Source organism: Klebsiella variicola, from assembly GCF_000828055.2.
GTDB classification, from domain to species: Bacteria; Pseudomonadota; Gammaproteobacteria; order Enterobacterales; family Enterobacteriaceae; genus Klebsiella; species Klebsiella variicola.
In genome coordinates, this window is record NZ_CP010523.2 from 3,308,690 (window position 1) to 3,333,822 (window position 25,133).

At 56.9% G+C, this 25,133-nt stretch carries 27 protein-coding genes and 1 pseudogene; 20 read left to right on the forward strand and 8 right to left on the reverse strand.

Features of this window, described 5'->3' with window-relative positions; all coding sequences use genetic code 11:
• Positions 1-160 precede the first annotated feature (160 nt).
• Positions 161-1,603, forward strand: a complete 1,443-nt coding sequence (locus SP68_RS15575; RefSeq protein ID WP_040975792.1) for a DHA2 family efflux MFS transporter permease subunit — start codon at positions 161-163, stop codon at positions 1,601-1,603.
• A gap of 122 nt (positions 1,604-1,725) precedes the next feature.
• On the opposite strand, the gene SP68_RS15580 is transcribed toward SP68_RS15575, so the two are convergent.
• A complete protein-coding gene (locus SP68_RS15580) occupies positions 1,726-2,511 on the reverse strand; it encodes an SDR family oxidoreductase (protein ID WP_012542123.1) in 786 nt (261 codons plus the stop codon).
• 51 nt (positions 2,512-2,562) lie between these two features.
• Positions 2,563-3,459 carry a GntR family transcriptional regulator gene (locus SP68_RS15585; protein ID WP_012542124.1) on the reverse strand — a complete coding sequence of 299 codons (897 nt, stop codon included), beginning with the start codon at positions 3,457-3,459 and terminating at the stop codon, positions 2,563-2,565.
• 192 nt (positions 3,460-3,651) lie between these two features.
• On the opposite strand from SP68_RS15585, the gene SP68_RS15590 reads away from it, so the two are divergent.
• Genes SP68_RS15590 through SP68_RS15620 form a run of 7 tightly spaced genes read left to right on the forward strand, consistent with a single transcriptional unit; the run spans position 3,652 to position 10,330 of the window.
• On the forward strand, positions 3,652-4,464 hold the full coding sequence (locus SP68_RS15590; protein WP_040975791.1) for an ABC transporter substrate-binding protein: 813 nt from the start codon (positions 3,652-3,654) through the stop codon (positions 4,462-4,464).
• A gap of 27 nt (positions 4,465-4,491) precedes the next feature.
• Entirely contained in the window at positions 4,492-5,217 is a 726-nt protein-coding gene (locus tag SP68_RS15595; RefSeq protein ID WP_008807665.1) for an amino acid ABC transporter permease, read from the forward strand.
• A complete protein-coding gene (locus tag SP68_RS15600) occupies positions 5,214-5,954 on the forward strand; it encodes an amino acid ABC transporter ATP-binding protein (protein WP_012968502.1) in 741 nt (246 codons plus the stop codon). The genes SP68_RS15595 and SP68_RS15600 overlap by 4 nt, the downstream gene beginning before the upstream one ends.
• A 13-nt stretch (positions 5,955-5,967) precedes the next feature.
• Entirely contained in the window at positions 5,968-7,143 is a 1,176-nt protein-coding gene (locus tag SP68_RS15605) for a M20 family metallopeptidase (RefSeq protein WP_008807667.1), read from the forward strand.
• A complete protein-coding gene (locus tag SP68_RS15610; RefSeq protein WP_040975790.1) occupies positions 7,140-8,240 on the forward strand; it encodes a mandelate racemase/muconate lactonizing enzyme family protein in 1,101 nt (366 codons plus the stop codon). The genes SP68_RS15605 and SP68_RS15610 overlap by 4 nt, the downstream gene beginning before the upstream one ends.
• On the forward strand, positions 8,227-9,396 hold the full coding sequence (locus SP68_RS15615; protein ID WP_040975789.1) for a M24 family metallopeptidase: 1,170 nt from the start codon (positions 8,227-8,229) through the stop codon (positions 9,394-9,396). The genes SP68_RS15610 and SP68_RS15615 overlap by 14 nt, the downstream gene beginning before the upstream one ends.
• Before the next feature lie 10 nt (positions 9,397-9,406).
• Positions 9,407-10,330 (forward strand): dihydrodipicolinate synthase family protein, encoded by a 924-nt coding sequence (locus tag SP68_RS15620; RefSeq protein ID WP_040975788.1) that lies wholly within the window; start codon positions 9,407-9,409, stop codon positions 10,328-10,330.
• Here SP68_RS15620 and SP68_RS15625 read toward each other — a convergent pair.
• Positions 10,314-11,411: a glutamine amidotransferase-related protein gene (locus SP68_RS15625; RefSeq protein ID WP_040975787.1), complete on the reverse strand. Its 1,098-nt coding sequence runs from the start codon at positions 11,409-11,411 to the stop codon at positions 10,314-10,316. The two genes, SP68_RS15620 and SP68_RS15625, sit on opposite strands and share 17 nt — an antisense overlap.
• A 68-nt stretch (positions 11,412-11,479) precedes the next feature.
• On the opposite strand from SP68_RS15625, the gene SP68_RS15630 reads away from it, so the two are divergent.
• A complete protein-coding gene (locus SP68_RS15630) occupies positions 11,480-12,688 on the forward strand; it encodes a pyridoxal phosphate-dependent aminotransferase (RefSeq protein WP_040975786.1) in 1,209 nt (402 codons plus the stop codon).
• A gap of 386 nt (positions 12,689-13,074) precedes the next feature.
• The gene (locus tag SP68_RS15640) at positions 13,075-13,662 is read left to right on the forward strand and encodes a TetR/AcrR family transcriptional regulator (protein WP_022065835.1); all 588 of its coding nucleotides are present in this window, start codon (positions 13,075-13,077) and stop codon (positions 13,660-13,662) included.
• A gap of 26 nt (positions 13,663-13,688) precedes the next feature.
• Here SP68_RS15640 and SP68_RS15645 read toward each other — a convergent pair whose 3' ends face one another.
• Positions 13,689-14,465, reverse strand: a complete 777-nt coding sequence (locus SP68_RS15645) for a BPL-N domain-containing protein (RefSeq protein ID WP_022065834.1) — start codon at positions 14,463-14,465, stop codon at positions 13,689-13,691.
• A gap of 494 nt (positions 14,466-14,959) precedes the next feature.
• Between SP68_RS15645 and umuD the strand changes: the two genes are divergently transcribed.
• From umuD to SP68_RS15660, 3 genes are all read left to right on the forward strand, one after another.
• The gene (umuD, locus tag SP68_RS15650) at positions 14,960-15,379 is read left to right on the forward strand and encodes a translesion error-prone DNA polymerase V autoproteolytic subunit (RefSeq protein WP_008807676.1); all 420 of its coding nucleotides are present in this window, start codon (positions 14,960-14,962) and stop codon (positions 15,377-15,379) included.
• Between the two features lie 2 nt (positions 15,380-15,381).
• On the forward strand, positions 15,382-16,644 hold the full coding sequence (gene umuC, locus SP68_RS15655; RefSeq protein WP_040975785.1) for a translesion error-prone DNA polymerase V subunit UmuC: 1,263 nt from the start codon (positions 15,382-15,384) through the stop codon (positions 16,642-16,644).
• A 263-nt stretch (positions 16,645-16,907) separates the two neighbouring features.
• Entirely contained in the window at positions 16,908-17,150 is a 243-nt protein-coding gene (locus SP68_RS15660) for a DinI family protein (RefSeq protein ID WP_004203750.1), read from the forward strand.
• 169 nt (positions 17,151-17,319) lie between these two features.
• On the opposite strand, the gene SP68_RS15665 is transcribed toward SP68_RS15660, so the two are convergent.
• Entirely contained in the window at positions 17,320-18,456 is a 1,137-nt protein-coding gene (locus SP68_RS15665) for a glycosyltransferase family 9 protein (RefSeq protein WP_162499985.1), read from the reverse strand.
• Here SP68_RS15665 and SP68_RS28930 point away from each other — a divergent pair.
• The 3 genes and pseudogenes from SP68_RS28930 to SP68_RS15675 all read left to right on the forward strand — a co-directional run bounded on the left by SP68_RS28930 (position 18,451) and on the right by SP68_RS15675 (position 19,770).
• Positions 18,451-18,610, forward strand: a pseudogene (locus SP68_RS28930) (hypothetical protein). The gene SP68_RS15665 and the pseudogene SP68_RS28930 overlap by 6 nt on opposite strands.
• A 95-nt stretch (positions 18,611-18,705) precedes the next feature.
• A complete protein-coding gene (locus SP68_RS15670) occupies positions 18,706-19,206 on the forward strand; it encodes a YbaK/prolyl-tRNA synthetase associated domain-containing protein (RefSeq protein ID WP_008807680.1) in 501 nt (166 codons plus the stop codon).
• Between the two features lie 117 nt (positions 19,207-19,323).
• On the forward strand, positions 19,324-19,770 hold the full coding sequence (locus SP68_RS15675) for a DUF441 domain-containing protein (protein ID WP_008807681.1): 447 nt from the start codon (positions 19,324-19,326) through the stop codon (positions 19,768-19,770).
• Here the strand turns inward: SP68_RS15675 and SP68_RS15680 are convergent.
• A complete protein-coding gene (locus tag SP68_RS15680; RefSeq protein ID WP_162499984.1) occupies positions 19,754-20,548 on the reverse strand; it encodes an AraC family transcriptional regulator in 795 nt (264 codons plus the stop codon). The two genes, SP68_RS15675 and SP68_RS15680, sit on opposite strands and share 17 nt — an antisense overlap.
• Positions 20,549-20,654: 106 nt before the next feature.
• Here SP68_RS15680 and SP68_RS15685 point away from each other — a divergent pair, with 106 nt between their 5' ends.
• Positions 20,655-21,830 carry a CynX/NimT family MFS transporter gene (locus tag SP68_RS15685; protein WP_162494479.1) on the forward strand — a complete coding sequence of 392 codons (1,176 nt, stop codon included), beginning with the start codon at positions 20,655-20,657 and terminating at the stop codon, positions 21,828-21,830.
• A 31-nt stretch (positions 21,831-21,861) separates the two neighbouring features.
• On the opposite strand, the gene SP68_RS15690 is transcribed toward SP68_RS15685, so the two are convergent.
• The gene (locus SP68_RS15690; protein WP_012968515.1) at positions 21,862-22,554 is read right to left on the reverse strand and encodes a CTP synthase C-terminal region-related (seleno)protein; all 693 of its coding nucleotides are present in this window, start codon (positions 22,552-22,554) and stop codon (positions 21,862-21,864) included.
• Positions 22,555-22,699: 145 nt separating this feature from the next.
• On the opposite strand from SP68_RS15690, the gene SP68_RS15695 reads away from it, so the two are divergent.
• Positions 22,700-23,209 (forward strand): 2-thiouracil desulfurase family protein, encoded by a 510-nt coding sequence (locus tag SP68_RS15695; RefSeq protein ID WP_040975783.1) that lies wholly within the window; start codon positions 22,700-22,702, stop codon positions 23,207-23,209.
• Positions 23,196-23,552, forward strand: a complete 357-nt coding sequence (locus SP68_RS15700) for a DUF488 domain-containing protein (RefSeq protein ID WP_016160702.1) — start codon at positions 23,196-23,198, stop codon at positions 23,550-23,552. Before SP68_RS15695 ends, SP68_RS15700 begins: the two co-directional genes overlap by 14 nt.
• On the opposite strand, the gene SP68_RS15705 is transcribed toward SP68_RS15700, so the two are convergent.
• Entirely contained in the window at positions 23,542-23,781 is a 240-nt protein-coding gene (locus SP68_RS15705) for a putative hemolysin (RefSeq protein WP_040975782.1), read from the reverse strand. The genes SP68_RS15700 and SP68_RS15705 overlap by 11 nt on opposite strands.
• 301 nt (positions 23,782-24,082) lie before the next feature.
• On the opposite strand from SP68_RS15705, the gene SP68_RS15710 reads away from it, so the two are divergent.
• Positions 24,083-25,096 carry a sensor domain-containing diguanylate cyclase gene (locus SP68_RS15710; protein WP_023297404.1) on the forward strand — a complete coding sequence of 338 codons (1,014 nt, stop codon included), beginning with the start codon at positions 24,083-24,085 and terminating at the stop codon, positions 25,094-25,096.
• The last annotated feature ends 37 nt before the right edge of the window (positions 25,097-25,133 follow it).

Here is a 25,133-nt window from a genome sequence, read left to right on the forward strand (position 1 = left end):
TCATCCTGTTGTTAATGCATCCAACCGAGCCCGTGGTAGATGAAAAGAGATCTTCTCCTGACCAGGAGCCTACCGGCGCCATTGATGAAAATAAATCTATCACTGATAGAAAAATTGATCAATGATAGATTTTTAACGCATCGCACCTAAAGGTCATCCCATGAATATCAATCGAGATACGCAGGCTAAGAAAACAAACCATGCTGATCCCATCAATGCCATCCCGCCGGTTTTGTGGATGCAAGCCGCCATCATCAGCCTTGGGGCATTCGCTACCATGCTCTCATCCACCATGCTCAGTGCTGCGCTTCCGGCCATGGCAAAGGGCCTTGGGGTGACGGACGCCTCCATCCAGTGGATAGCCACCGCGTACCTCATGGCGCTGGCCGCAGGCGTTCCGGTTAGCGCATGGGCGGTAAAACGGTTTGGCGCCACCCAACTTTGGCTCTATGCACTTATTTTATTTGGTGTTTTCTCGGCAGTTTGCGCGTTATCCCCGAATATCGAGGTGCTGCTCACCGCCAGAATAATGCAAGGTCTGGCAGGCGGGTTACTCGTGCCGGCCGGGCAGACGATCCTGGGTCTGGTGGTCGGTCGTGAGCGCCTCGGGCGGATCATTGGTACGATAGGCGTGGCTATCGTCATTGCTCCCTTACTGGGAACGTCTCTGGGGGCCGTGCTGCTTCAGGTCTGCGGATGGCGAGTCTTGTTTTTTATTAATGTCCCCTTATCTCTCTGTGCCTGGCTTGCGGGATGGAAATTACTCCCTCGCCCGACAATAAAAAATGATAAGCCGCTCTCCCTGGACTGGATGGGGTTAATACTGATTCTTTGTAGCCTTCCCCTGCTCATGGAGGGTATTAAAGGCGTCAGCCTGAATAGTGGTGAAAATAGCGGGAACATTATCTTACTCAGCGTGGGCGCACTGTTTATCGGCTTGTTTATCTTTCGCTCTTTTCGCATTGACTCGCCTTTACTTCATCTCAGCCTTTTCAAACATCGTGGCTTCACATTATCGGCGTTGCTGATGGCTATCGGAGGTGCGGTGAATTTTGGTGGACAGTTCCTGCTCCCGTTGTATTTCCGCGACGTTTGCCATGAAGCACTGGCTGATGTGGGTTTGCTCCTTACCCCGCAGTTAATCGGTTCTGCCATAGGATTCCCGGTCGCCGGTTATTTCTCAGACCGGCTGGGTCCTCGCGTGGTGCTGATCGTTGGCGGCTTGATCTCGGTGTTAGCGACATGGCCGCTGGCCATGATTGATGGAGGCAGTAGCTACCTCCTGGTCGGTAGCGCACTCGCTATCAGAGGGTTCGGTTTAGCCCTTGCGACAGTGCCGGCGATGGCGGCAGGCCTGGCGATGGCGGGTACCCGTCATGTTTCTGATGCAGCACCGATTCTCAACATCCTGCAGCGTGTTGGCGCGATGGCTGGCGCGGCCCTGGTGACGGCGTGCTACGTCAGACTGGCGCATACGCAGGGTAGCTTAGCCGCCTTTCAGCACGCCGGGTGGATACTGATCAGCGGCGCCATACTGCTCACCCTTTCAGCACTTTTCATGGTGAACCATCAGGGATCATCAACGCGGGAAGAAACAAGATAACCGGTCTGGCGTCCTGTCCCGCACCCGGTACGCAATAGTTAACACCTCATTCTGAATGAGCGCGAGAGAGGCGTGAATGCCAGTCAACGACACCAGCGACTGGCATTGCACGCGACTCCCCACTAAACCGAACCAATCAATCCGCCATCGACCCGGATCACCGCCCCGGTAATGTAACTGGCAGGCTGGCTTGCCAAAAAGGCAGCGGTAGCGCCGTACTCATGGGGGTGGCCATAACGTCCCGCCGGAATGCTCAGACGACTCTTCTCCGCGACCGCTTCCGCAGTGGAATGTTCCCGTTTCGCCTTGATAGCATCCAGCTGACCCACCCGGTCGGTAGCAATGCGCCCAGGCACCATCACATTCACCGTGACGCCGTCGGCCGCCACTTCAGCGGCAAGGGTTTTCGACCAGCCGAGTAAGCTCATGCGCAGCGCATTCGACAGGGCGAGACCGGGAATAGGGGCAATCACACCGGACGAGGTGGAGGTAATAATGCGTCCCCAGCCACGGCTGCGCATGGCGGGCAGTAGTTTATCGGTGAGCTGGATTAACGAGGCGACCATCACTGAAAATTGCTGTTGCCAGACGGCGCCGTCCGTCCCCTGTGCCAGCGTGGGCGGTGGGCCACCGGAATTATTGACCAGAATATCGATGTCGCCCCAGTGCTCGCGGATATCGGCGATGACCGTATCAAACTGTTCCGGGACGGCAAAATCCAGCGGCCAGGCGCGGGCGGTACCGCCCAGCTGAGTGATGCGTTCCACCGTTTGCGCCAGCTTCTCTCTGTTGCGGCCTGTCACGGCGACCTTCACGCCTTCCTGCGCCAGCGAGCAGGCGATAGCCTGTCCAAGACCACTTCCCGCACCGCAAACCAGTGCCACACGCTGTTGTATCTGCAAATTCATAAATGCTCCTGATTGTATTTTCAGGAGCATTATGTGCAATAGTGATGCCAGTTATACGCGTGGGCTTTTTACATTGACCTGGTCAAACGCGTATTGCAGGTGTTTTCTCATCAACTCTGCCGCCTGTTCCTGTTTGTTCTCTCGCAGGGCATCAATGATGGCAACGTGCTCTTCGCACCACTCTTTTACGCGACGCTTATTGTGATAGCTACCAAATTCCAGCAGGCGGCGCAGCCGGTTTTGCTGCTGAATAGCCTGTAATACAAACAGGTTGCCGCTGGCCTCTGCCAGCAACTCATGAAACGCCGCATCGGTTTCGAAAATCTCTTTGGCCGGGACCTGCGTAATGTCCGGGTGGGTGATGAGTCTCAGATGCCGGGCGCGCAGACGTTTAAGCATCTGCCGGTCAACATGCAGGTTGGGCGTCAGCAACGCCATCGGTTCAATCATCAGGCGAAAACCGTAGCTATTGCGCAGAGCGATATCGGAGTTCAGGGTTTGCAGAAAGCGCCAGCCATGCCCTGCATTGCGGGCAATCAGGCCATCCTCCGATAGCTTCACCAGTGTACGGGTCAGCACGCCGCGATCAACATCATAGCGCTGGCTGATTTCGGTCTGGGTAAAGGATTCCGGCAGGATACCTGCAATGCGGTCATGGACCAGTTGCTCGTACAACTTCTGGTCATTGCTCTTGGACTGCTCAATCTCCAGCTGATCCAGCTCATTACTGCGTTTAAGGAGGAAAAAACCCTGGTTTGGCCGCGCTTCAACCGCCCCCATTCGGGTCAGTTCCTTGAGCCCGGCACGTACCGGCGTACGCGAAACACCCAACGCATCGGCAAGATGTTGCTCACGTAAATGATGACCTGGATCGAATCTTGCTTCAGATATCAGGTCGAGTATTTGCCGGGCTATCCGGCGACTGCTCGCAGTGGAGTCAGGCTGCATGAATTCACGATTCCCTGAAGTGCATTGTTGTGGTCGATATATACAATATCACGAGCAACAAAACGCAGCAAAGTAAAGCAAGGAGTGCACGCTTAACGTGCAATACGCACCAGAATGAGACGTTTTTTTCACACGCATAATTGTATTTATTGACTCACTAAATTCAATTTAAACCTTAGCCAGGAGACGACTATGTCCAGCAATTCTTTTCTGTTTCGCCATGTGCGTACTTTGATGTTCGCGCTGACCGCCCTGCCGCTGGTCAGCCATGCGGCGGTGGAAACCATCGCCAAGGGTCAACTGACCTATGGAACGGCAGCGACGTTCATGCCTTTTGAATACGTGAAAGCAGGCAAGCTTACCGGCTTCGATATCGACCTGATCAACGCGCTAAGCAAAGAGATCCAACTGACGCCAGCGCCAATGCCGATGGAATTCAAAGGGCTTATTCCGGCGCTGCAGGGTAAACGTCTGGATATCATCAACTCCGCCATGTACGTCAATCCGACCCGTGCCGAGCAGGTTGACTTCGTACCCTATCTGAAAATCGGCAGCCGCGTGGTGGTCCGCAAAGGTAACCCGGCCAACATCACCGGACGTGACCTGAGCCTCTGCGGCAAAAACATCGCCGTGACGCTCGGCGGGATCGAAGAGAGCCAGGCGCGGGCAGACAATCAGCGCTGCGTGGAGGCCCAAAAACCGGCCATCAACGTCATGACGTTCCCCGCCGCCACCGATTCCGCCGTGGCCGTCGCCCAGGGACGTGCCGATGCCGAGTTCCTCTCCACGCCGGGCACCGTCGCCCTGTTTACCGAAAAAGCCGGCATGTTCGAAGCGGTTGGCGCCGAGTTCGAAGCGAATACTCACATCGCCTTTGCCGTGCGTAAAGGCGATACCGCAACCCAGGCCCTGCTGGAGCAAGGTCTGCAGAGCCTCGTCAAAAATGGCACCTACACGCAACTGATTAAGAAGTGGAACTTCCCAGACTCCGTTGCCCTTTTCTAACCCGTTTGCCATTAACCGGAGAACGCTATGTCGATCGATTTAATGTGGCAGTACTTCCTCTCCCCCGAATTTATTCGGGGTGCGTGGATGACGCTACTGATTACCCTCTGCTCACTGTTGTGTGGCGTGGTGCTGGGCCTGGTGTTGGCGCTGTTGCAGGAAGCGCCGTTTCGCGCCGGGAAAGGGCTGGCCTTTTTCTACCTGTGGCTGTTTCGCGGGACGCCGGTGCTGTTCCAGATAATCTTTGTCTACAACGTGCTGCCAGGCTTCGGCTTACGCTTCTCCGCGTTTACCTGTGCAGTGCTGGCCCTTTCGCTCAATGAAGGCGCCTACATGGCGGAAATTCTGCGCTCTGGCCTGCAGGCGGTGAAAAGCGGCCAGCGCACCGCCGGCATGGCGCTGGGGATGACTCACGGCCAGATCATGCGAAAAATCGTTCTGCCTCAGGCCGCACGCATCGTTCTGCCGCCGATGGGTAACCAGATGATCAGCATGCTGAAATCGAGCGCGCTGGTCTCGGTTATCGCCGTTCAGGAACTGCTGCTGGTCGCTAACCAGGCCGCCAGCGCCAGCTTCCGTTACTTCGAAGCGCTTTGCGCTGCGGGCATCTATTACCTGCTGCTCACCAGCCTGTTCATGATCTTCCAGTCGTGGCTGGAACGCGTGCTGGATCCCAGGCAGCGCCGCAGCAAAAGCCAGAAGCGGCTGACTCGCCTGTTTAAATTACCGAAAACCGTCCGGGAGGAACCATGAGTGAGAAACCGCTGCTGGAGATGATCGGCATTGATAAGACTTTTGGTCGCCAGACCGTACTCAAAAACTGCTCTCTGACCGTGCAACGCGGAGAAACCGTGGTGCTGATTGGCCCGTCCGGCTCGGGAAAATCCACCCTGCTACGCTGCGTCAACATGCTCTCGCCCGCCGACAGCGGCGATGTGTTCTTCGCCAGCCAGCACATCAGCCGGGGCGATGTGCCGGCGCACAAACTGCGTCAGCGCATTGGCATGGTGTTCCAGAACTACGAGCTGTTCTCGCACCTGACCGCAGCGGAAAACATCATGCTGGCCCCGATGACGGTGTTGGGAATGAACCGTATTGATGCCCGCAAACTGGCGGACAACCTGCTGGCAAAAGTGCGCATCAACGAACGTGCAGACCATTTTCCGGACGAGCTCTCCGGCGGACAGCAGCAGCGCGTGGCGATTGCCCGGGCGCTGGCGATGAAGCCCGAGCTGATGCTCTACGACGAGCCCACTTCCGCCCTCGACCCGGAGATGATCCGTGAAGTGCTGGAAGTCATGGCGGAGCTTAGCGCAGAAGGCATGACCAGCATGGTGGTGACTCACGAAATGGGCTTCGCCCGTCGGGCCGCTAACAAGATTCTGTTTATGGAAGACGGCGAAATTATCGATCGCGCCAACACCAGCGATTTCTTCGCCGGCCATGTCAGCGACCGCGCGCAGCGCTTCCTGACGCAAATATTACATTAATCACGGAGTTCCTATGTCCAGTTATCAGGTTGACAGCGCTCGTATGAAAAAGGACTTAGCGACGCTGGTTGCCATCAACACGGAGAATCCACCGGGCCATGAGCGCGAAGCCGCCGAATGTCTGGAAGGCTGGCTGCTGACCGCCGGGTTCGATCTCTCCTTTAGCGAATACGCACCGGGGCGGACCAACGTTATCGCCGTCCTGAACAATGGACCGGGGCCGTGTTTCGCCTTTAACACCCACCTTGACACCGTTCCGGCGGGCAGCGGCTGGGCCAGCGATCCCTTCACGCTCACCGAGCGTGACGGACGCCTGTATGGACGCGGCGCCTGCGATGCCAAAGGCCCGCTGGTGGCGATGGTTGAAGCCCTGCGTCTGCTGGCTGCCAACCGTCAGCAGTGGTCCGGCACATTGATGGGGGTGTTCACCGCCGATGAAGAGGTCGCCAGCGAAGGGGCGAAATTCTACGTCCGCGATAATCCACCGGCGATTGATTTCGCGGTGATTGGCGAGCCGACCTCGAATGCCACCTTCTCCGCCCACAAAGGCAGCTTACGTCCTCGCGTGCGGGTTAAAGGCGTCACCGCGCATTCCGGTACGCCGGAGCTGGGGGTTAACGCGATTTACCAGTCAGCGCGCCTGTTAGGGTTGATTGAAGAAGCCCACCACCAGCAGGTGCGTTGCCGCTGCCACGATCTGGTCGGCAACGCCAGCCTGACGGTAACCCGCATCCACGGCGGCCATGCGGACAACGTGGTGCCAGACAGCTGTGAGCTGCTGCTTGACCGTCGCATGGTTCCGGGCGAAGACGAAGAGGTCGTCAAAGCCGAACTGCAGCAACTGCTCGACCACGCATACGCACATGCAGGTGTGGAAGCCGAAATTATCGCCTGGCAGCCCACTACCGGCGGCGCGACGCAAACCGACAGCCGCGAAGCCATTGTCGAGCAAAGCCTTGCTGCCTGTCGCCGTCATGGGCAGAGCGAACCCGGCCCGTTTGGTTTTCAGGGGGGATGTGACCTGGTGCATTTCCGTTCGCTGGGCGCAAAAGGCGTCGTGATTGGCCCCGGTTCGCTGGCCGTGGCTCACAAACCCGATGAATTTGTCCCTGTCGATGAATTTATCGCCGCGGCCTACCTCTATCTCGATATTGCGCTCGCCATGCTGCCGCCGGAGCCCGGTTTATGAAAGCACAGCTCTTTCGGGGAGATCTGCATTACGCCGGTGTGACGCTGCATACCGCTGCCTCTGGTCCGGTAACGGCGCTCGATACGCTCTGGCTGCGTCTGGAAGACCAGGGAGTGATCGGGATTGGCGAAGTGCGGCTCAACATTCGCTACCTGCATGGCTACCGCGAAGAGCAGGTGCTGAACAACCTGCTTCAGATACTTCATCGCTGGGACTGGCGCCAGGCGCCCGCCGCGCGACTCGCCGCGTTAGATGGTGAAGACTGCACGCTCCTGCCGCCATCGCGCATGGTGCTGGATATGGCCTTGCACGACCTGCTGGCGCGTCAGCAAGGGGTAAGCGTTGCCGCCTGGCTGGGGGCGCGGGATGGCCTGCCTGCGTGGCACACCAACCAGACCCTGTTCTGGGGCAGCGAGAGACAGATGCTGGAGCAGGCGCAACGCTATGTCGATCGCGGTTTCACCCAGCTGAAGTTGCGCACAGGCGTGGCGGATTTCGCTATCGACCTGGCCCGTCTGCAACGGCTGCGCCAGCGGTTCGGTCAGCAGATTTCGCTGGCGATTGACGTGAACGGCCAGTGGTCTCTGGCGCAGGCTCACGCGGCATTCCCGTCTCTGCGCGAGCTGAAGCTCAGCTACATCGAACAGCCGTTAAGCCCGGCAAACGACAGCCAGCTTGCGGAGCTGTACGCCTACGGCATCCCGATCATGCTCGACGAAAGCCTCAACAGTGATGCCGCCATCACCCGGCTGATCGCCGCCAAAGGTGCGCTGTGGGGGCATCTCAAACTGGTGAAACTGGGTGGCCTTGCGCCGACGCTGGCCGCCGCCAACCGGCTGCGACTCGCCGACGTGCCATTCATGATTGGCCAGATGAATGAAGGCCATGCTGCCACCGCCGCCGCGCTCCAGCTGTGTCGTGTCGTGCAACCGGCATTTGCCGAGCTGTATGGCGCCGATGGCTTAACGGATGATCCCGTCAGCGGGCTGGAATACCGCAATGGCCTGGTCACCGTCAATGACTCACCCGGTCTGGGCGTGCAGTTTAATGCCGCGCAGGCCCACTTACTCCAGGAGTTTACTCATGCAAGATGTTAACAATGTGATTCAGGGCAGTGAGTCCGCCTTTAGCGCTGATGAATATGCGCAACGCATTCGACGCACCCGCGAACGCTTAAGCCGCGCGGGCGTGGACGTCATGATCGTTACCGGCCCGGAAAACATTTTCTGGCTCACCGGGCAGCAAACACCGGGCTATTACACCTTCCAGGCGCTGTTGCTGCCGGTAGAAGGGGATCCGGTGTTTGTGATTCGCCAGCTCGAATACTTTAACTTTATCGCCAACACCTTTATTTCTGACGCCGCCATCTACCAGGATGGCGATAACCCGGTGGATTTCCTGGTGGGCATGCTGCAACAGCGCGACTGGCTCCACAAACGGATTGGACTGGACAAGCGCGGCTGGTTCCTGCCGGTTGCCGTCTATGAAGCCCTGCAGGCCAGGCTCGGCACCATTGCCGATACCGCGGGCGTCATCGAGCCGCTGCGCGCCGTGAAATCGGCGGCGGAGGTGGAAAAAATCGCCATCGCAGCGCGCTATGTAGACGCGGGCATGCGCGCGGGCATGGCGGCGATTCACCGCGGCGCAGACGAAAACGCGCTGGTCGCGGCGATGATGGGGGCCGCCATTGCCGCCGGTTCCGAATATGTCGGCATGGAACCGCTGGTCTCGACCGGCCCACGCAGCGGCGTGCCGCATGGGACATGGCGTCGTCGGGTGATGCAGGATAACGACCCGGTATTTCTCGAAATGTCAGCGGCTCACGACCGCTACCACGCCGCGATGATGCGCTCCGCCTGGCTGGGGCGGCCGCCCGCTATCGCCATCGAAATGGAAAAAGTGTGTCAGGAAGCCCTGCAGGCCTCCCTTGATGCCATTCGTCCAGGCGCCACCTGCGAAGCGCCGCACCTGGCCTGCCAGAAGGTGATTGATCGCGCCGGGTTCACCGAAAACTTCAAAAAACGCACCGGTTACTCCATCGGTATCGCCTTTGCGCCGGACTGGGGCGAAGGCGGCATTCTCAGTCTGTATCGTGGCGTCACCACTGAGCTGCAGCCAGGAATGACCTTCCACATTCCACCGGCTCTGCGGATCTACGGTCAATTTACCGTCGGCGTCAGTGAAACCGTGGTGGTGACCGAAACCGGATATCGTCAGCTGGGTTCCCTGGCTCGCCCTCTCACACTGCTGTAAGGAAAGAAAAATGAAAGATATCAATGAATGCCGTGAACGCCTGCGCGGTATTTTCAACATCACCGTTACCCCGTTCACCGCCAGCGGGGCGATCGACTTTCCGGCGTTACGTGAAAATATTGAACGCGTGATTGGTCTGGGTTATGACGGTCTGCTGATTGGCGGCACCTACGGTGAATTCCCGGTGATGACCGTCGAAGAACGCCGTGAGCTGTTTCATCAAGTCATGGCCTGTGTGGATGACCGCGTGGCGGTCATGCTGTGCAGCGCCAGCGCCGACCCGCGCGATGCCCGTGAGCTGACGCTGCTGGCAAGCGAGCTGGGCGGCCTGCCGATGGTGACCGCGCCCTTTGTCAGCGAAATCACTGACCAACAGATCGTCAGCTACTTCAAAGAGATGGCTCCCTTATCCAAGACCGGCATCCTGGTGTACAACGCGCCGGGCATCGGCATCACCCTCTCCCCGGCGCTGCTCGAACAACTGGCAGAGATCCCCAACGTGGTCGGCATCAAACAGGGCGATCTCACCCCCACCGCCATCGACCAGATTGCTAACCGCCTGCGTGGGCGTCTGCGCCTGTTCTGTGCATCCGATCTGGCCTTCCTCGGGCCAATGATGGCCGGGTTTGACGGCATCAGCACCACCAACAGCGGCGCGCTGCCGGAGCTAATTATCAATACCTTCCGGGCCGTGGAACGGGGCGATGCCGCCACGGCCCGCGATCTGCATCAGCTGTGGTACGCGTATCGCGCGCTGGCGCGCAAACATGGTCAGCCGCAGCTGGTGAAAGCGGCGATGGCGCTGCGCGGTTTTAACGGCGGCACCGTACGCGCACCGTTAAAACCGATCGACGACGCGGCGCTGGCGGAGCTGACTCACGTCATGTCGGCGCTTGCCAGCGACAGCCGTAGCGGCGTTACGCTTGCGCGTTAAGCGCCGCCCGTAAAAAGGCGACGAACAGCGGATGGGGCGCATCCGGGCGGGACATCAGTTCCGGGTGCCCCTGCACACCATGCCAGAACGGCAGTTCCGGCTGGGAGATGGCCTCCACGATATCGTCCGTTTGCGCACTGACGCTGACCCCGCTGCGATCCAGCGCTGGCAATAAGTCGGTGTTAAAGCAGTAGCGATGGTTGTAGTGCATTTCGCGGATATCACCGGGGATCAACCCGAAGGAAAAAGGGAATACGCCGCAGCGATGACGACCATCGACAAAGGGAACAAAGCTGTGCAGAGCCTCATCCGGAGCCACTTCGGCGGGAATGGCTGATTCGCAACCCGGACGTCGGCGCACGACTGCGGTCATCATGCTCTGCATTCCCAGGCATAACCCCAGCGTGGGCTGTCCGCGGGCAAGCGTATCTTCCGCCACGCGGATTTGTCCCTTGACGGCGGCCATCGAGGAACCGCCTGGCAACACGACGCCCTGGACGTCGTGGAGGTCGTGTAACCCAGGGGACAGACTGACCGGCGCGAAGAAATGGACCTCCAGGTTCAGCCCCAGCGACGCCGCGGCATCACCCAGTGAGCCAAGCGTGGCGGGGTAGACCAGACGGTGGTCTGACTCACGGCCAATCAGTGCGATGCGCAAGGGCGTCCCGGCAGAGGATGGCTCCCCGGCATCCCAGCGACCATAGCGATCGGCGGTGAGGTCTAACACCGTATGTTGCCCGTCGCTGAGCGTCAGGCGCTGGTTGCGGTCATCGCTGAACAGCCGTTGGCCCGGCAGGTCGGCGATAAGCGCTGCCTGCGAGGACGCCAGCACAATGACAGCATCTGACTCAGGCAGGCTGGCGATATCGCGCACCTCTTCACGCAGCGTATCGCTGCGCCAGAGGCCGCTGGTCACGCAGTACCCGGCACGAATGACGTGCTGATGGCTGTCGGGAACATCGCCGGCGAAGTCGGGGCGAAGGCTCCAGAGAGGCAGTCCAAGACGATTAGCCCACAGGCTGGCGGTAATACCGTAGCGAGCGGGCGCAGAGGTGTTATCGAGAATAAAGATCGGTGACACGGCGAGTTTCCTGCTGAGGTTGGGGACCTAATTGTATTAATTGAATCATTAGATACAAAAGAGGATTTATGAATAACAGTCAAATCGCCCGTCGTATGCAATCTGTACGCCCTTCACCGACAGCGGTCATTTCTGACCAGGTACGGGCACTGGAAGCCGCAGGCAAGCCGGTTATCAACCTGGGCGAAGGAGAACTGGATTTTGCTACCCCGGCCCATATCAGCTATGCGGGCATTGAAGCGATCGTGCATCATCAGACTAAGTATACCGCCGTTTCCGGCACCGCCGCGTTAAAGGAGGCCATTGCCGCCAAGTTCGCTCGCGACAATCAGTTGCATTACCGTCCGCAAGAGATCATCGCAGGCAGTGGCGCCAAGCAGCTTATTTTCAATGCTTTTCTGGCCACCCTCGACGCCGGGCAGCAGGTCATCATTCCCGCCCCCTACTGGGTCTCGTATCCGGATATGGTCTCTCTGGCCGATGGCGAACCGGTGATTGTGCCCTGTGATGAACAAAACGGCTGGAAGCTGACGCCGGAACAACTGGCCGCCGCCCTCACCCCATCAACGCGCTGGCTGATCCTCAACTCGCCGGGCAACCCGACGGGGGCGATTTACAGCGAGCAGGAACTGCGTGCCCTGGCTACGGTGCTGGCGGATTACCCACAGGTGCTGGTGATGGCCGACGATATTTACGAGCCGCTGCGCTATGACAATATCCCTTTTACCACTTTTGCCCAGGCCGCCCCGCAGATGGTTTCACGTACCCTGACGGTAAACGGTGTGTCCAAAAGCCACGCCATGACCGGCTGGCGTCTGGGCTATGCGGGAGGGCCGCAATGGCTGATTGCCGCCATGCAGATCCTGCAATCACAAAGCACCTCCAACCCCAGCAGTATTTCGCAGGCTGCGGCGGTCGCAGCGCTTAACCACTCAGCCAATTTCTTCGACGGCTGGCTCAACGTGTTAGATAAACGCCGCCAGCAGGTGCTGGGAATGATTGCCGCCACCGATGGCCTGAGCGCCACCGCTCCCCAGGGGGCATTCTATGTGTTTGCTAACTGCCAGGCGCTCATGGGCCGGATGACCCCTGGCGGCGAAATCCTTCGCAACGACAGCGCGCTGGCGAACTGGCTATTAGAACAAACCCAGGTGGCCGTTTTACACGGCTCCGCGTTTGGAATGCCGGGGTATTTGCGTATTGCGTATGCGATAGAAGATGGCCTGCTAACCCAAGCCTGCCAGCGGATAGCGGGCGCCTGCGCGCAATTGCGTTAAAAGCGTGTGGTGGCGCAGCGGCTACCCACGCGGCGGCAAACCACGCTCGGTCTGAAAAATGCCGTGCTTATCGCCTACCTTGCCGATAAGCACGTTGTCATCATGATAGCTCACCGGGTAATAGCGACGTTCTCTTTCCCGGTTTTCCACTCCACCGTTGCGGCCACTACCGCACGCGGCAGGAATAGCATCCTGCGCATAGCTAATAATAAAGCAACCTCCCTGCAGCTGAATTTATACCAGACCCACAAAATAGATTTTCGTTATTTTGTTAATGCTATAAAAAACACAATGCTAACAGCTATCCCCGAATGTTGAACACGTGCAAGGTTTCAGAAATTATGATATAGTTCGCGCTTTAATGGATAGTGATTAAGGTTGAAATATTGAAAACGGCCAATTTTTCTGAGTTGATAAAAATAGCTGCGCTACAACTGTTCAGAGAAAAAGGGTTTAGCAATGTCTCAACCCGTGATTTGACGCAGAAAATGAATATTTCCAGAAGTCATATCTATCACTATTATCGAGACTGGGAAACGCTCAAGAAATCCACTATTCAGTATATGTTTGAAAATGACATACAAGAATGTCATGCGTTTTTAAACGCGTCAGAAAAAATGAGCGCTAGTGAAAGAGTAAACCTCTATATCAGAACGCTGTTACCCGATGCACCTTCGGCACACTGGCTGCTCTACCTTGAACTATGGCCAATGGCAGCACGCGATGCGGATTATGCTAAATTAGTGCACGATCACTCCCTGCAATGGATCACTATTCTTGAAGGCATCATTAGCGTAGGGATGCAGGAAGGCGAGTTCCTTGCGGAAAACGCCGCTACCTCAGCCAGACAAATAAACACATTAATTGATGGGTATTCCAGCTTGCTGATCCTCGATTATTCAGAAGACAGACGCAGCATTTTTCTTAATGAAATATCTGAGCTTGCCTTTAAAATACTTAAAAAAGATTTCTGAGTGGGTGAAGCAAGGTAGCGTATCAGTTAACCCTTTTTTATATTGAGATAACTTAAAATACGCTGCATTTTACTTTCTGCCGTCGTATTCCCTGGCGCAGCGCTGTCTATCCAGGTCTCATCGGCTTCAGGATGCGGACCTGACAGGATGATGTTTCCCTTACCATACCGGTACTTACCAATGGCGATATCTCCATTCTTGTAGTAAGCGATCGGCTGGAATCCAGTACTTGAGATACTACTGTTGAGATAAGGCCCATCCTGGTAGTAAAAAGGCTCTTGTTTATTATTCCATGTCAGTTGCAGGGTATAATCGCCTTCATCAACGGCCTGCGAACCGGGTCTCCCCACCTCTGATTCTAAAGGCGCATCAATAAGCCCTATCCAGTCTTTGTCGGCAAGATAGGCTCCCATACAAAGACCAAGAAAGGATTTGCCACTTTTCACAAAATTGCGGATAGCCTCTGCCCCTTCATCACCCAGGGCTTGATAAGAGCCGGGTATATCCTGACCGCCGCCAGGTTGAATATAGAGATCGAATTTTTTCAGTGTTTGCGCATTTAATTTCAGCTTTTCTTTTTCGCCAACATAAGAGATGTGCAGAGGCAGGCCTGTCGCGACCAGCGATTTTACCACCATTTCAGAACAGCCTGGGCACCCGGCCTCCCCGCGATAAACAGCGACATTATAACTCTCTGATTGCGAGGGCTTTGCCAGCACCGATGCGGTGAAAAAGGCGAAAGAAAAGGCAACCGTTAGTATTTTTGCTTTTTTAAGTCTGGTGCCCTGGAAAAAAATTTTCATGTCAGTAGATCCCCTGGTTATGTAGTGTCATGGTTAATCACAGCGTATCACTTTTGGATCCCGCAGATGATGACAATAAATTAGAGCGATTGCTCAAATTTATCCTCAACATCAAATTTGTCAAGCCGTTTTAGTTAAAATAAATAATATTTATTTATTCTGTAAGGTAAAGGCGACAATATTTTATAAATATCTTTTAATGAGATATTCTCATATCTTATTGCCTTCTCAATAACATTAAATACCGAAGAGAGGGTGAAAAAAGAGTCGATCATGCTCCATGTAATACAGCGGTCGTCTTACCGGGCAAACGTCAACATTGGCGTACTGGTCGCGCTACACAGCGATGGCAGTTCAGCAACAACACCACATGGCATGTTTTACATAAATCATCATTATATTCATGCAGTTATAAAAACAACGTCACGTGCGCCTTGATCCATCAGCACATTCAATAATACTGTATATAAAAACAGTATTCGAGGATCGATACCATGCAGTTTACTCGGCCAACTGAGATTTCGCCCCCACTCATGCTCCCCCTCTTCTCCGAGAGGGTGCCCTGCGGATTTCCCAGCCCCGCTCAGGATTATGTTGAGGACAGGCTGGATCTCAATAAATTATTGATAAAACATCCGAGTGCTACCTACTTCATCAAAGTCAGCGGAGAGTCTATGCGTGATGCCGGCATCAGTGATGGAGACCTTTTAGTGGTTGACCGCTCACTGTCTGCCGTACATGGTGATATCGTCATTGCGGCTATCGCAGGTGAATTCACCGTGAAAGAACTTCGCACTCATCCTTTTTTACAGCTAGTGCCCCACAATCGCGATTACGCTTCCATTTCGTTTCATAATGCCGAAGAGTTAGAAATATTTGGCGTGGTCATTTTTAGCATTAAAGCGCATAAATAATTATGTTTGCCCTCGTCGATGTCAATAACTTCTATACTTCTTGTGAAACGGTTTTTCGCCCTGATTTAAAGGGGAAGCCTGTTGTGGTCGTGTCCAATAACGATGGTTGCATTATTTCTCGCTCTGCCGAAGCAAAATCCCTCGGTATAAAAAATGGCGAACCTTTCTTTAAAATAAAAAATAACCCTTATTATTCCAGTGTTCATTTTTTCAGTTCTAACTATGCGCTTTATGCCGACCTCAGTGACCGTGTTATGCAAACGCTCACGGCAATGTCTCCGTCAATAGAAATCTACTCCATCGATGAAGCCTTTATTAATTTATCCGGAGTAATGAATTGCGTCCCCTTATCCACCTTCGGCCATGAAATAAGAACTAACGTATTGAAAAATACTGGCTTAACGGTGGGCGTAGGTATTGCGCAAACCAAGACATTAGCCAAGCTCGCTAACCATGCCGCCAAGACATGGCGCGGCACTGGCGGCGTTGTCGACTTATCCAATATTGTGCGCCAACGCAGGCTACTCGCCCTTGTCCCTGTTGAAGAGGTCTGGGGCGTTGGGCGAAAAATGAGTAAAAAACTTAATTTAATGGGTATTAATACCGCTCTGGATCTGGCTGAAAGCTCATTATGGGTCATAAAAAAGCACTTCAATGTGGTGCTGGAAAGGACCGTTCGCGAACTGCGTGGTGAGCCATGTTTTGAGCTACAAGAATTTTCCCCAACAAAACAACAGATTATTTGTAGTCGCTCTTTTGGCAACCGGGTAACGCAGTATTCAGATATGCATCAAGCCATTTGCGCCTATGCTGAGCGAGCAGCAGAAAAATTACGCAGTGAGCATCAATTTTGCCGCTTCGTTAGCGTATTTGTCCGGACGAGTCCGCACGCCGTTAATGAAACATATTATGGCAATCAAGCGTCAATGAGGTTATTAACGCCATCGAATGATACCCGTGACATTATAAATTGTGCCACAAACTGCCTGCAGAGAATTTGGATTGATGGTTATCGATATATGAAAGCCGGTGTTATGCTTGCTGATTTCTTCAGTAATGGCATAGCGCAGCTAAACTTATTTGACGATAACGCTCCGCGCAAAAATAGTGCTGCGTTAATGGACGTTATCGACCAATTAAATCAATCCGGGAAAGGAAAGGTCTGGTTTGCCGGTCAGGGGATCGAAAAATCCTGGGCGATGAAGCGTGAAATGCTTTCCCCGGCTTACACCACCCGATATTCAGACCTACCCGTCGCGAAATGAATGTACGCAGGTAATGACATCGCTTCGGGTGAAGGTCACTGCGTTTACCAGGCCTACGCAATCAGCGATAACGCCTTTGCAGCGCGGAAATCCCCTCCGCTCGTCAGTGAGGCCTGCCTGACCGCCGGCGGACGAGGTGCTGCTTTTGCGCGCAGCCCGTCTACCGCACGAGGTTGCGGATGAGCAGCACCGCGGCATTCGCTTGACACTGTACATTAATACAGTAAAACTATCGCCCGCGATCAGCATACAGAGGACAGAAGATGTTTGTGGAACTGATTTATGACAAGCGCAATTTTGCCGGGCTGCCGGGTGCCAGAGAGACCATTCTTAACGAACTGACCAAACGCATGCAGCGCATTTTCCCGGAAGCGGAAGTGCGGGTGAAGCCGATGATGACGCTGCCGGCGATCAACACCGACGCCAGCAAGCATGAAAAAGAACTGATCAGCCGTACGGTGCAGGAGATGTTTGAAGAAGCGGATATGTGGCTCACTGAAGAGTGATGCCGCCCATCGTTGGCGGTGGCCATCTCTTTAAGAGCTTTCCCGGATGTGTCAGAGCTGCGGGCAACAGTACAATAGCGGCGGTTGCAGACTGGCAATGCAACCTTCGCTCACCTGCTGGCTCTTGCATACGGCCAGCAGGTGAGCCCTACCAGCCCCCCTCATCGCCTCACAGCGTCTCCGGTAGCGCCGCCATTATCCGATCCACCAGCTCGCGATGCTGATGGACCTTCCCGCATTTAACAATGATCTGCCTGGCGTTGTCATAGCCCGGGGCCCACAGCCGGTTATTGAGCAGAACGTCCTTATAGACCGCGATCAGCGGTTTGTTCCACGCCGCCGCCATATGCACCACCGAGGTGTCCGGAGAGATAATCAGCTCCGCCTGGGCAATCAGCGCCATCGCATGGTGCAGCGTGTTAAACGGATTAATCACCACCTCCGGCGGCAGCGAGATGCGGATCTCACGCCGGTGATCGAGCAGAATAACCGCCAGCCCCGGATGGCGAGCCCGCAGCTTGTCGAGCAGTTCGGCCAGCTGCGTCTGGGAGAGACTCCGGTCGGCATGGCCGGCAAAAATATTAATCACTACCGCTTTTCCGCTCAGCGACGCCAGATACTGCGCCACCTCCTGCATAATCGGCCCGGGCACCGCCAGGTCGTAAGTGTCCAGAGCGCGGGTGTCCAGTTGGAGATAGTCGGCGATCAACGCGAACGTCTTCGTTACGTGCCAGCGCTGGCAGTCAAAATCAAAAGAGTGAGAGTAATGTTTAATCGATGGCCATTTATTAAACCCGAGTACTGATTTGGCTTTTATTTGTCGAAAAAGCCGCAGGCGATGCACGGGAATATCGAACAGCGAAGGGTCAATAATAATATCGTACTTATTATTAGCCAGTTCATTAATGACGTCGCGGGGAACGTTATGGTTAAATTTACGCAAAAAATCAGCGGAATTGACCGGCTCAGCCTCATAAATATGGCGGATCCGCGGGTTATAGCGCATCACCTGGCTGTTAGAGGTCGTCAGTAGAAAATCAACGATATAACCTGACTGATGCAGGCATTTTACCAGCGCGGAATCCACCACCACATCGCCGATCGCCCCCTCATTACGCATGAGTAAGACAGTTTTCGCGGACGATAAATCCACCGGCTGACAGCGTCGGCGGTCCCAGAGCGCTTTCGCCACTCCCACCCGCAGGGCATTACGTACTTTCTTAGTAAAGTAATTCCGCCGTCTGTTGAGCTCCCTTATTTTATTAAACTTCTTGCGTGGGGAACCCTGCATGGTTGCATCGTGCATCATCCTAACCTCATTACGGCAATTATTAATATTCTGTGTCGTCCGATAGAGACTGAGCGAAATAAAAAAAGTTCGATTGAAAATGAAAATCATTCTTTTTTTTATTTACAAAACTCATCTGCTGCGCCTGCGAGATTGCACCACAGCACTGTGAAGCAATAATGAGCGAATGGTGAATTTCCCGGCCCACCGTTGGCAGGCTGACGCAACAGCGCTAAGCTGGCGGCTTGATGATGTCAGGAGGACGCTATGCTTGAAGCAGTAGAAGGTAATATCCACCAGCGCCTGTGCGCGCTGCTCGACGAACACCAGGCGCGCTACCGGGTGATGGCGCACGACGCGGTCGGTCAGTGCGAAGCCGTCTCGGCGATCCGCGGCACCGCGCTTGGCCAGGGCGCAAAAGCGCTAGTCTGTAAAGTAAAAGGAAACGGCGTCAACCAGCATGTGCTGGCGATCCTCGCCGCCGATCAGCAGGCCGATCTCGCCAGCCTGGCCCGACATATCGGCGGAAGCAAAGCCTCGCTGGCCAGTCCGGCGGAAGTGGATGCCCTCACCGCCTGCGTGTTCGGCGCCATTCCCCCCTTCAGCTTCCATCCGGCGCTGCGGCTGGTGGCCGACCCGCTGCTGTTTGAGCGCTTTCCACAAATCGCCTTTAACGCCGGACGCCTGGATCGGTCGATCATTCTCGATACCGAGGATTATTTACATATCGCCCGACCGGAGATCGCGACCTTTCGCCGCCTTAGCTAACCGGGCATCCGCCCTGATTTTCGCCGCATGGCGTGAAAATCCTGTTTATTCACGCCACGATGCGTAGAGTAAGCGGGATATTTTTTGGCTTTCTTTTTTTGGCAAGGACCTCTGTACATGTTTGATACCACCCTGTTGATCCTGCTGGGCCTGGCGGCGCTCGGCTTTATCAGCCATAACACCACCGTAGCGATCTCTATCCTCGTGCTGATTATCGTGCGCGTTACACCGCTGAATACCTTCTTTCCCTGGATTGAGAAACAGGGGCTGACTGTCGGGATCATTATTTTAACCATCGGCGTGATGGCGCCTATCGCCAGCGGTACGCTGCCGCCCTCGACGCTGATCCACTCCTTTATGAACTGGAAATCACTGCTGGCGATTGCGGTCGGGGTGTTTGTTTCGTGGCTCGGCGGGCGCGGCGTAGCGCTGATGGGCACCCAGCCGCATCTGGTGGCCGGGCTGCTGGTCGGCACGGTACTCGGCGTCGCCCTGTTTCGCGGCGTCCCGGTCGGACCGCTGATTGCCGCCGGGATCATCTCATTGTTTATTGGGAAGTCGTAGCCAGGCTGCCGTGATAGCGGCCCGGCGTCTGTCCGAGTCCTTTTTTAAACATGGTGATGAAGGCGGTGGTGGAGTCATAGCCCAGCGCCTGAGCCGTTTGCTGCACCGTCTGCCCGCGGATCAGCAGCTGTAGCGCGAGGATCAGCTGCAGCTGATGGCGCCAGCGGCGAAAGCTCAGCCCCGTTTCGCGCACTACCAGGCGGGCCAGATTGCGCTCGCTCATCGCAAACACCGCCGCCCACTGGCTCAGGGTCTGCCAGCGCGCCGGATCCTCGGCCATCATCGTCACCATCTGACGAATTTTCGGGTGGTTTGATACCGGCAGCTGCAGGTGCTCCTGCGGCTGCCGGGGCAGCTCATCAAACAGAACCTGCACCAGCCGGGCCGTGGCAGGGGCGGCCAGCAACTCCCCGCCGCGTTCCGCCAGGGTGAGGATCAGCTCCCGCACCAGCGGAGAAATCTTCAACGTACAGCAGCGGTCCGGCATCGGCGCGGCGCCCGGCTCGATGAACAGGAAACACACCTGGGCGCCGGGGGTGGCGCGGTTACTGTGGAAAAGCTGTCCCGGGACCCACACCGCATACTGCGGCGGCACCATCCACATCGCGTTCTCCACCTCGCAGGTCAAGGCGCCGTGCAGGGCGAGGATCAGCTGCCCCTTACGGTGAGAATGCGCCGGAATATACTGCTCCGCCTCCACCACCCGAATACGAAAGGCAATGGCCGATTCGTGGCCACTGTCCGGTTCATAACCATCCAGACCCAGTCCGATCATCATGTTGTCCGATATTAGCGATAATCTGTCATTTTAGCTTGATTTAAACAGAGGACAAAGTCGCTATCGTAACCCCCTCGTTAGTTACCTTGAGAATGATATGTCTTCTGTGATCTCCTCTACCGGCCGCCGCCCCGCGCTGCTGATTGCCGGTATCTTGCTCATCGCCACCACCCTGCGCGTGGTCTTTACCGGCGCGGCGCCGCTGCTGGACGCGATTCGTAGCGACTATGGCCTGACCACCGCGCAGACCGGGCTGCTCACCACCCTGCCGCTGCTGGCCTTTGGCCTTGTTTCGCCGCTGGCGGCAGGGGTTGCCCGCCGGTTCGGCATGGAACGCAGCCTGCTGCTGGCGATGCTGCTGATCTGCGCCGGCATTGCCCTGCGCTCCCTGCCCTCCGCTGCACTGCTGTTTATCGGCACGGCGGTGATCGGCTGCGGTATTGCGCTGGGTAACGTGCTGCTGCCCGGACTGATTAAACGCGATTTCTCGCAGCATGTCGCGCGGATGACCGGCGCCTATTCCCTGACGATGGGCGGCGCGGCGGCGCTCGGCTCGGCGCTGGTGGTTCCCGTGGCAATGGCCGGATTCGGCTGGCGCGGCGCGCTGTTGCTGCTGATGGTCTTCCCGCTGCTGGCGATCCTCAGCTGGCTGCCGCAGTCCCGGCACCGGGCGGAGGCGCCATTGACCGGCTCAGGCGCCATGCACAACCGGGGGATCTGGCGGTCGGCGCTGGCCTGGCAGGTGACGCTGTTCCTCGGCATCAACTCGCTGGTCTATTACGTGATTATCGGCTGGCTGCCGTCGATTCTACAGAGTATGGGCTATAGCGAAGCGCAGGCCGGCTCGCTGCATGGCCTGCTGCAGCTGGCGACCGCCGCGCCAGGTCTGGCGATACCGTTGATCCTGCATCGGCTGCGCGACCAGCGTGGGATCGCGGTGCTGGTCGCCCTGATGTGCGCCATCAGCGCCGCCGGGCTGTGGCTGCTGCCAGGGCTGGCGATCGGCTGGACGCTGCTGTTCGGCTTTGGCTCCGGAGCTACCATGATCCTCGGCCTGACGTTTATCGGCCTGCGCGCCAGCTCGGCGCACCAGGCCGCGGCGCTGTCAGGGATGGCGCAGAGCGTCGGCTATCTGCTGGCCGCCTGCGGGCCGCCGCTGATGGGTAAGATCCACGATGCCAATGGCGACTGGCATATTCCGCTGCTGGCGGTGGCGCTGATTTCGCTGGTGATGGCGGTCTGCGGCGCCCTCGCCGGACGTGACCGGGAAATCCATTCCTGAAGATGACCGGCAGCGCCCGCTGCCGGTGGGTTTATTGTGCCGCGGCGCGAATCAGCGCCTGGACCAGCGGCGAGGGACGCCCATCCAGCGCGTGGCGTTCATGCTGGAACAACGTGGCGACAAAAAACGGGTGCGTCACCAGCTCGACGGCGCGGATCTCACCCTCTTCATCCCAGCCGGTGACGCGCAGATCGCCCTGTTCCAGCTCTCCGGCAAACGCGCTGTCCACCCCGTACCGGCAGTGGTAGCCCTCTTCAATGCTCTCCCGGCCATAGGCGCGGGCAATCAGCGTATTCGCCCGCAGCTCGACGACGGCGGAGGTCTCCACCAGCGAACAGCTAAGGGGAGCGATCACCATCCGCCCTTCGCTGTCAGTTTCCGCATGACCGGCATCCTGCCAGCCGAGCACGTTACGGGCGTATTCAATCACCGCGTGCTGAAAGCCGCCGCAGGTGCCGAGGAAAGGGATGCCGTTTTCGCGGGCATAGCGGATCGCAGTAAAGGCCCCCTGCGGATGACGATACGGGCTACCGGGAACGACCCAGACGGCATCGTACTCGGCCAGCGCCTCGCCGGAGACGATCGATGGGGTGGCGAGCCAGTCATATTTCACCGGCTGCTCCAGCACGGCGGCAGCATCGTCTATCGCCAGGGGAATGGCCTGATGGGCAACAATATCGGGGTGATAATCGCCGACGAGGGCGAGGCGTAAAGGGGTTTTCATAGCAGGTTCCTTATGTCTGGACGAGACGAGCAGCACAAGGCACGTCAGGATAGCGATCCCTCCAGTGGAACACAATCCTTATTTTCGCCCCACCGCCCCCGCCGGCGGGTAAGGTATACTGGAGCAAGCGTGAAAGGGAGAAAGGATGAAAAGTAAGCTTTTGGTCAGCGCCTGCCTGATGGGATTCCAGGTGCGGTATAACGGTAGCGAGAAGGCACAGCTGGCGGCGACGCTGTCCCGCTGGCAGCAGACGGGGCGGCTGGTGATCCACTGCCCGGAGCTGGCGGCCGGTCTGTCCACGCCCCGTCTGCCGGCGGAGATCGTCGGCGGCGCTGGCGGGGATGTCCTTGCCGGCCGGGCGCGGATCGTGGAAAGCGACGGCCGCGACGTCACGGGACATTACCAGCTGGCCGCCTGGCTGGCGCTCAGTGCCGCCCGGGGAGCGGGCTGTCAGGCAGCGTTACTCACCGATGGCAGCCCTACCTGCGGCAGCCAGTTTGTCTATGACGGCTCCTTTCGCGGACGACGCAAAGCGGGCGCCGGGGTCGCGGCCGATCTGCTGCGCGCTCACGGCATCACGGTATTTTCCGACGGGCAAATCCCGCAGTTGCTCGCCTGGATGGCACAGAGGGAGCAGGATGATGATTCAATGTAAACGGGTGTATGACCCGCAGGAAAGCAGCGACGGCTACCGGGTGCTGGTCGACCGTCTCTGGCCGCGGGGGATTAAAAAAGAGGCGCTGGCCTGTGATGAGTGGTGTAAGGCGTTAACGCCTTCCGCTGAGCTGCGAAAAGCCTTTCACGGCGAGGCGATCGATTTCGCCCACTTCAGCCAGCGCTATCGCCAGGAGCTCGACGCCCACCGTGAAACGGGCCTGCGGCTGGCGGCGCTGGCGCAGCGCCAGCCGTTGACGCTGCTGTACGCTGCGAAGAACACCGAGCAGAATCATGCCCGGGTGCTGGCCGCCTGGCTGGCGGCCCTGCCGGTTACGATTTAGCCGGATGATCCCGGCGCCACAGCGCCCACTCGTCGAGGGTTTCGCCGCTGGGTAGTTTGCACAGGGTGCTAACGCCCTGCGGCGTTTGCACCGGCACCCGGGTACCGCCGGATTGCTGACAGTACACCGACGCGGGATTGGCCATGCCGATGGTTTTCGTCGGCGCGGTGGACTGCGGCTGGGCACAGCCGGCTAATACCAGTGGCAGAATAGCCAGTAACTTTTTCATCGTTCCTCCCTTTCCTGAATGCCCGGGGATTTTAGCCTGAATCTCCACGTTTTCTCCATCTTGCCTGCACTTTTCCCCCGTAGAGTAGCCCCTGTTCTCGAACTGACCAGAGAACAGATCATTCCATAATCAATGAGTTTTTCCCCGTCGCCCCCGACGGGGCTTTTTTTCCTGCCGCGTGGACAAGTATTCCCCAAACAGATGTGATAAATTTAAAAATATCACTGTTTATTCGACGCTGATGTCCGTTTGCAGCCCATTATGCTGGGGTGACGTTTGGCGTGCTGGAGCTGTATTATTCATGTCAGATTTTATTCTTGCCCGGGTGTCGCAAACCCTCGCTGCGGAACAGTCCCTGGAAACCCTGGTGCGCCAGCTGCTGGAGATGCTGGAGGCGGTGACCCGAATGGAGTCCACCTATCTTACCCGCATCGATATCAACGCCCAGCGGCAGCAGGTAATGTTCGCCCATAACAGCAGCGAAATGCAGATCCCGGAAGGATTCTCCGTCCCCTGGGATGAATCCCTGTGCAAACGCGCCCTTGAGGATCAGTGCACGTTTAGCAACGACGTGGCCCATCGCTGGCACTCCTGCATCGCCGCCCAGGAGCTGGGGATCGCCACCTTTTTAAGCATTCCCGTCCGCCTGGCCGATGGCTCGCTGTTCGGTACCCTCTGCGCCACCAGCCGACAGAAGCAACCTTATAATCTCGAAGGTGAACAGGTGATGGGCCTGTTCGCGAAGCTCATTTCCCACTACGTGGAAAAAGACACCCTGGTGCAACAGCTGCAGGCGGCTAACGTCGCGCTGGAGCTGCACTCGTCGACCGATGAGCTCACCCAGCTTCCTAATCGCCGTGCGCTGTTTAAGCAGCTGGCGCTACGCTTTGCCTCCGCCCGCGCCCAGCAGCAGCAGGTCTCGCTGATTTTTATCGATCTCGACGGTTTCAAAGCCATTAACGATCGGTTCGGTCATCCGTGCGGCGACAGCTTTCTGGTACAGGTCGGCGAACGACTCACCGCCGTCGCGCGCCGTGAGGATATCGTTGGCCGCCTTGGCGGCGATGAGTTTTTGATCGTCGGTAGTGCCCAGCAACCTGCCGCGCAGCAGGCGTATGTCACGACCCTGCGCCAGGCCCTGTGCGGCGTCTACTTCCTCGGCGAACAGCGTATCGACTATGAGGGCGCCAGCTTCGGGGTGATCATCTGCGATCCGCAGAGTATCGATGTTGAAGCGGCCTTACGCGCCGCCGATGAGGCGATGTACCAGGATAAGAAGTCCCGCCGTCAGGAGAATTTCATTCATATTGACTAAAGTACCGCGATATCCAGTATCATGCAGGGCATCATTC

Bases quoted from the DNA above. Each gene is read 5' to 3' on its own strand.
- SP68_RS15575 (WP_040975792.1), top strand. From the start codon at position 161: ATGAATATCAATCGAGATACGCAGGCTAAGAAAACAAACCATGCTGAT.
- SP68_RS15580 (WP_012542123.1), bottom strand. From the start codon at position 2,511: ATGAATTTGCAGATACAACAGCGTGTGGCACTGGTTTGCGGTGCGGGA.
- SP68_RS15585 (WP_012542124.1), bottom strand. From the start codon at position 3,459: ATGCAGCCTGACTCCACTGCGAGCAGTCGCCGGATAGCCCGGCAAATA.
- SP68_RS15590 (WP_040975791.1), top strand. From the start codon at position 3,652: ATGTCCAGCAATTCTTTTCTGTTTCGCCATGTGCGTACTTTGATGTTC.
- SP68_RS15595 (WP_008807665.1), top strand. From the start codon at position 4,492: ATGTCGATCGATTTAATGTGGCAGTACTTCCTCTCCCCCGAATTTATT.
- SP68_RS15600 (WP_012968502.1), top strand. From the start codon at position 5,214: ATGAGTGAGAAACCGCTGCTGGAGATGATCGGCATTGATAAGACTTTT.
- SP68_RS15605 (WP_008807667.1), top strand. From the start codon at position 5,968: ATGTCCAGTTATCAGGTTGACAGCGCTCGTATGAAAAAGGACTTAGCG.
- SP68_RS15610 (WP_040975790.1), top strand. From the start codon at position 7,140: ATGAAAGCACAGCTCTTTCGGGGAGATCTGCATTACGCCGGTGTGACG.
- SP68_RS15615 (WP_040975789.1), top strand. From the start codon at position 8,227: ATGCAAGATGTTAACAATGTGATTCAGGGCAGTGAGTCCGCCTTTAGC.
- SP68_RS15620 (WP_040975788.1), top strand. From the start codon at position 9,407: ATGAAAGATATCAATGAATGCCGTGAACGCCTGCGCGGTATTTTCAAC.
- SP68_RS15630 (WP_040975786.1), top strand. From the start codon at position 11,480: ATGAATAACAGTCAAATCGCCCGTCGTATGCAATCTGTACGCCCTTCA.
- SP68_RS15645 (WP_022065834.1), bottom strand. From the start codon at position 14,465: ATGAAAATTTTTTTCCAGGGCACCAGACTTAAAAAAGCAAAAATACTA.
- umuD (WP_008807676.1), top strand. From the start codon at position 14,960: ATGCAGTTTACTCGGCCAACTGAGATTTCGCCCCCACTCATGCTCCCC.
- umuC (WP_040975785.1), top strand. From the start codon at position 15,382: ATGTTTGCCCTCGTCGATGTCAATAACTTCTATACTTCTTGTGAAACG.
- SP68_RS15660 (WP_004203750.1), top strand. From the start codon at position 16,908: ATGTTTGTGGAACTGATTTATGACAAGCGCAATTTTGCCGGGCTGCCG.
- SP68_RS15665 (WP_162499985.1), bottom strand. From the start codon at position 18,456: ATGCACGATGCAACCATGCAGGGTTCCCCACGCAAGAAGTTTAATAAA.
- SP68_RS15670 (WP_008807680.1), top strand. From the start codon at position 18,706: ATGCTTGAAGCAGTAGAAGGTAATATCCACCAGCGCCTGTGCGCGCTG.
- SP68_RS15675 (WP_008807681.1), top strand. From the start codon at position 19,324: ATGTTTGATACCACCCTGTTGATCCTGCTGGGCCTGGCGGCGCTCGGC.
- SP68_RS15680 (WP_162499984.1), bottom strand. From the start codon at position 20,548: ATGATGATCGGACTGGGTCTGGATGGTTATGAACCGGACAGTGGCCAC.
- SP68_RS15690 (WP_012968515.1), bottom strand. From the start codon at position 22,554: ATGAAAACCCCTTTACGCCTCGCCCTCGTCGGCGATTATCACCCCGAT.
- SP68_RS15695 (WP_040975783.1), top strand. From the start codon at position 22,700: ATGAAAAGTAAGCTTTTGGTCAGCGCCTGCCTGATGGGATTCCAGGTG.
- SP68_RS15700 (WP_016160702.1), top strand. From the start codon at position 23,196: ATGATTCAATGTAAACGGGTGTATGACCCGCAGGAAAGCAGCGACGGC.
- SP68_RS15705 (WP_040975782.1), bottom strand. From the start codon at position 23,781: ATGAAAAAGTTACTGGCTATTCTGCCACTGGTATTAGCCGGCTGTGCC.
- SP68_RS15710 (WP_023297404.1), top strand. From the start codon at position 24,083: ATGTCAGATTTTATTCTTGCCCGGGTGTCGCAAACCCTCGCTGCGGAA.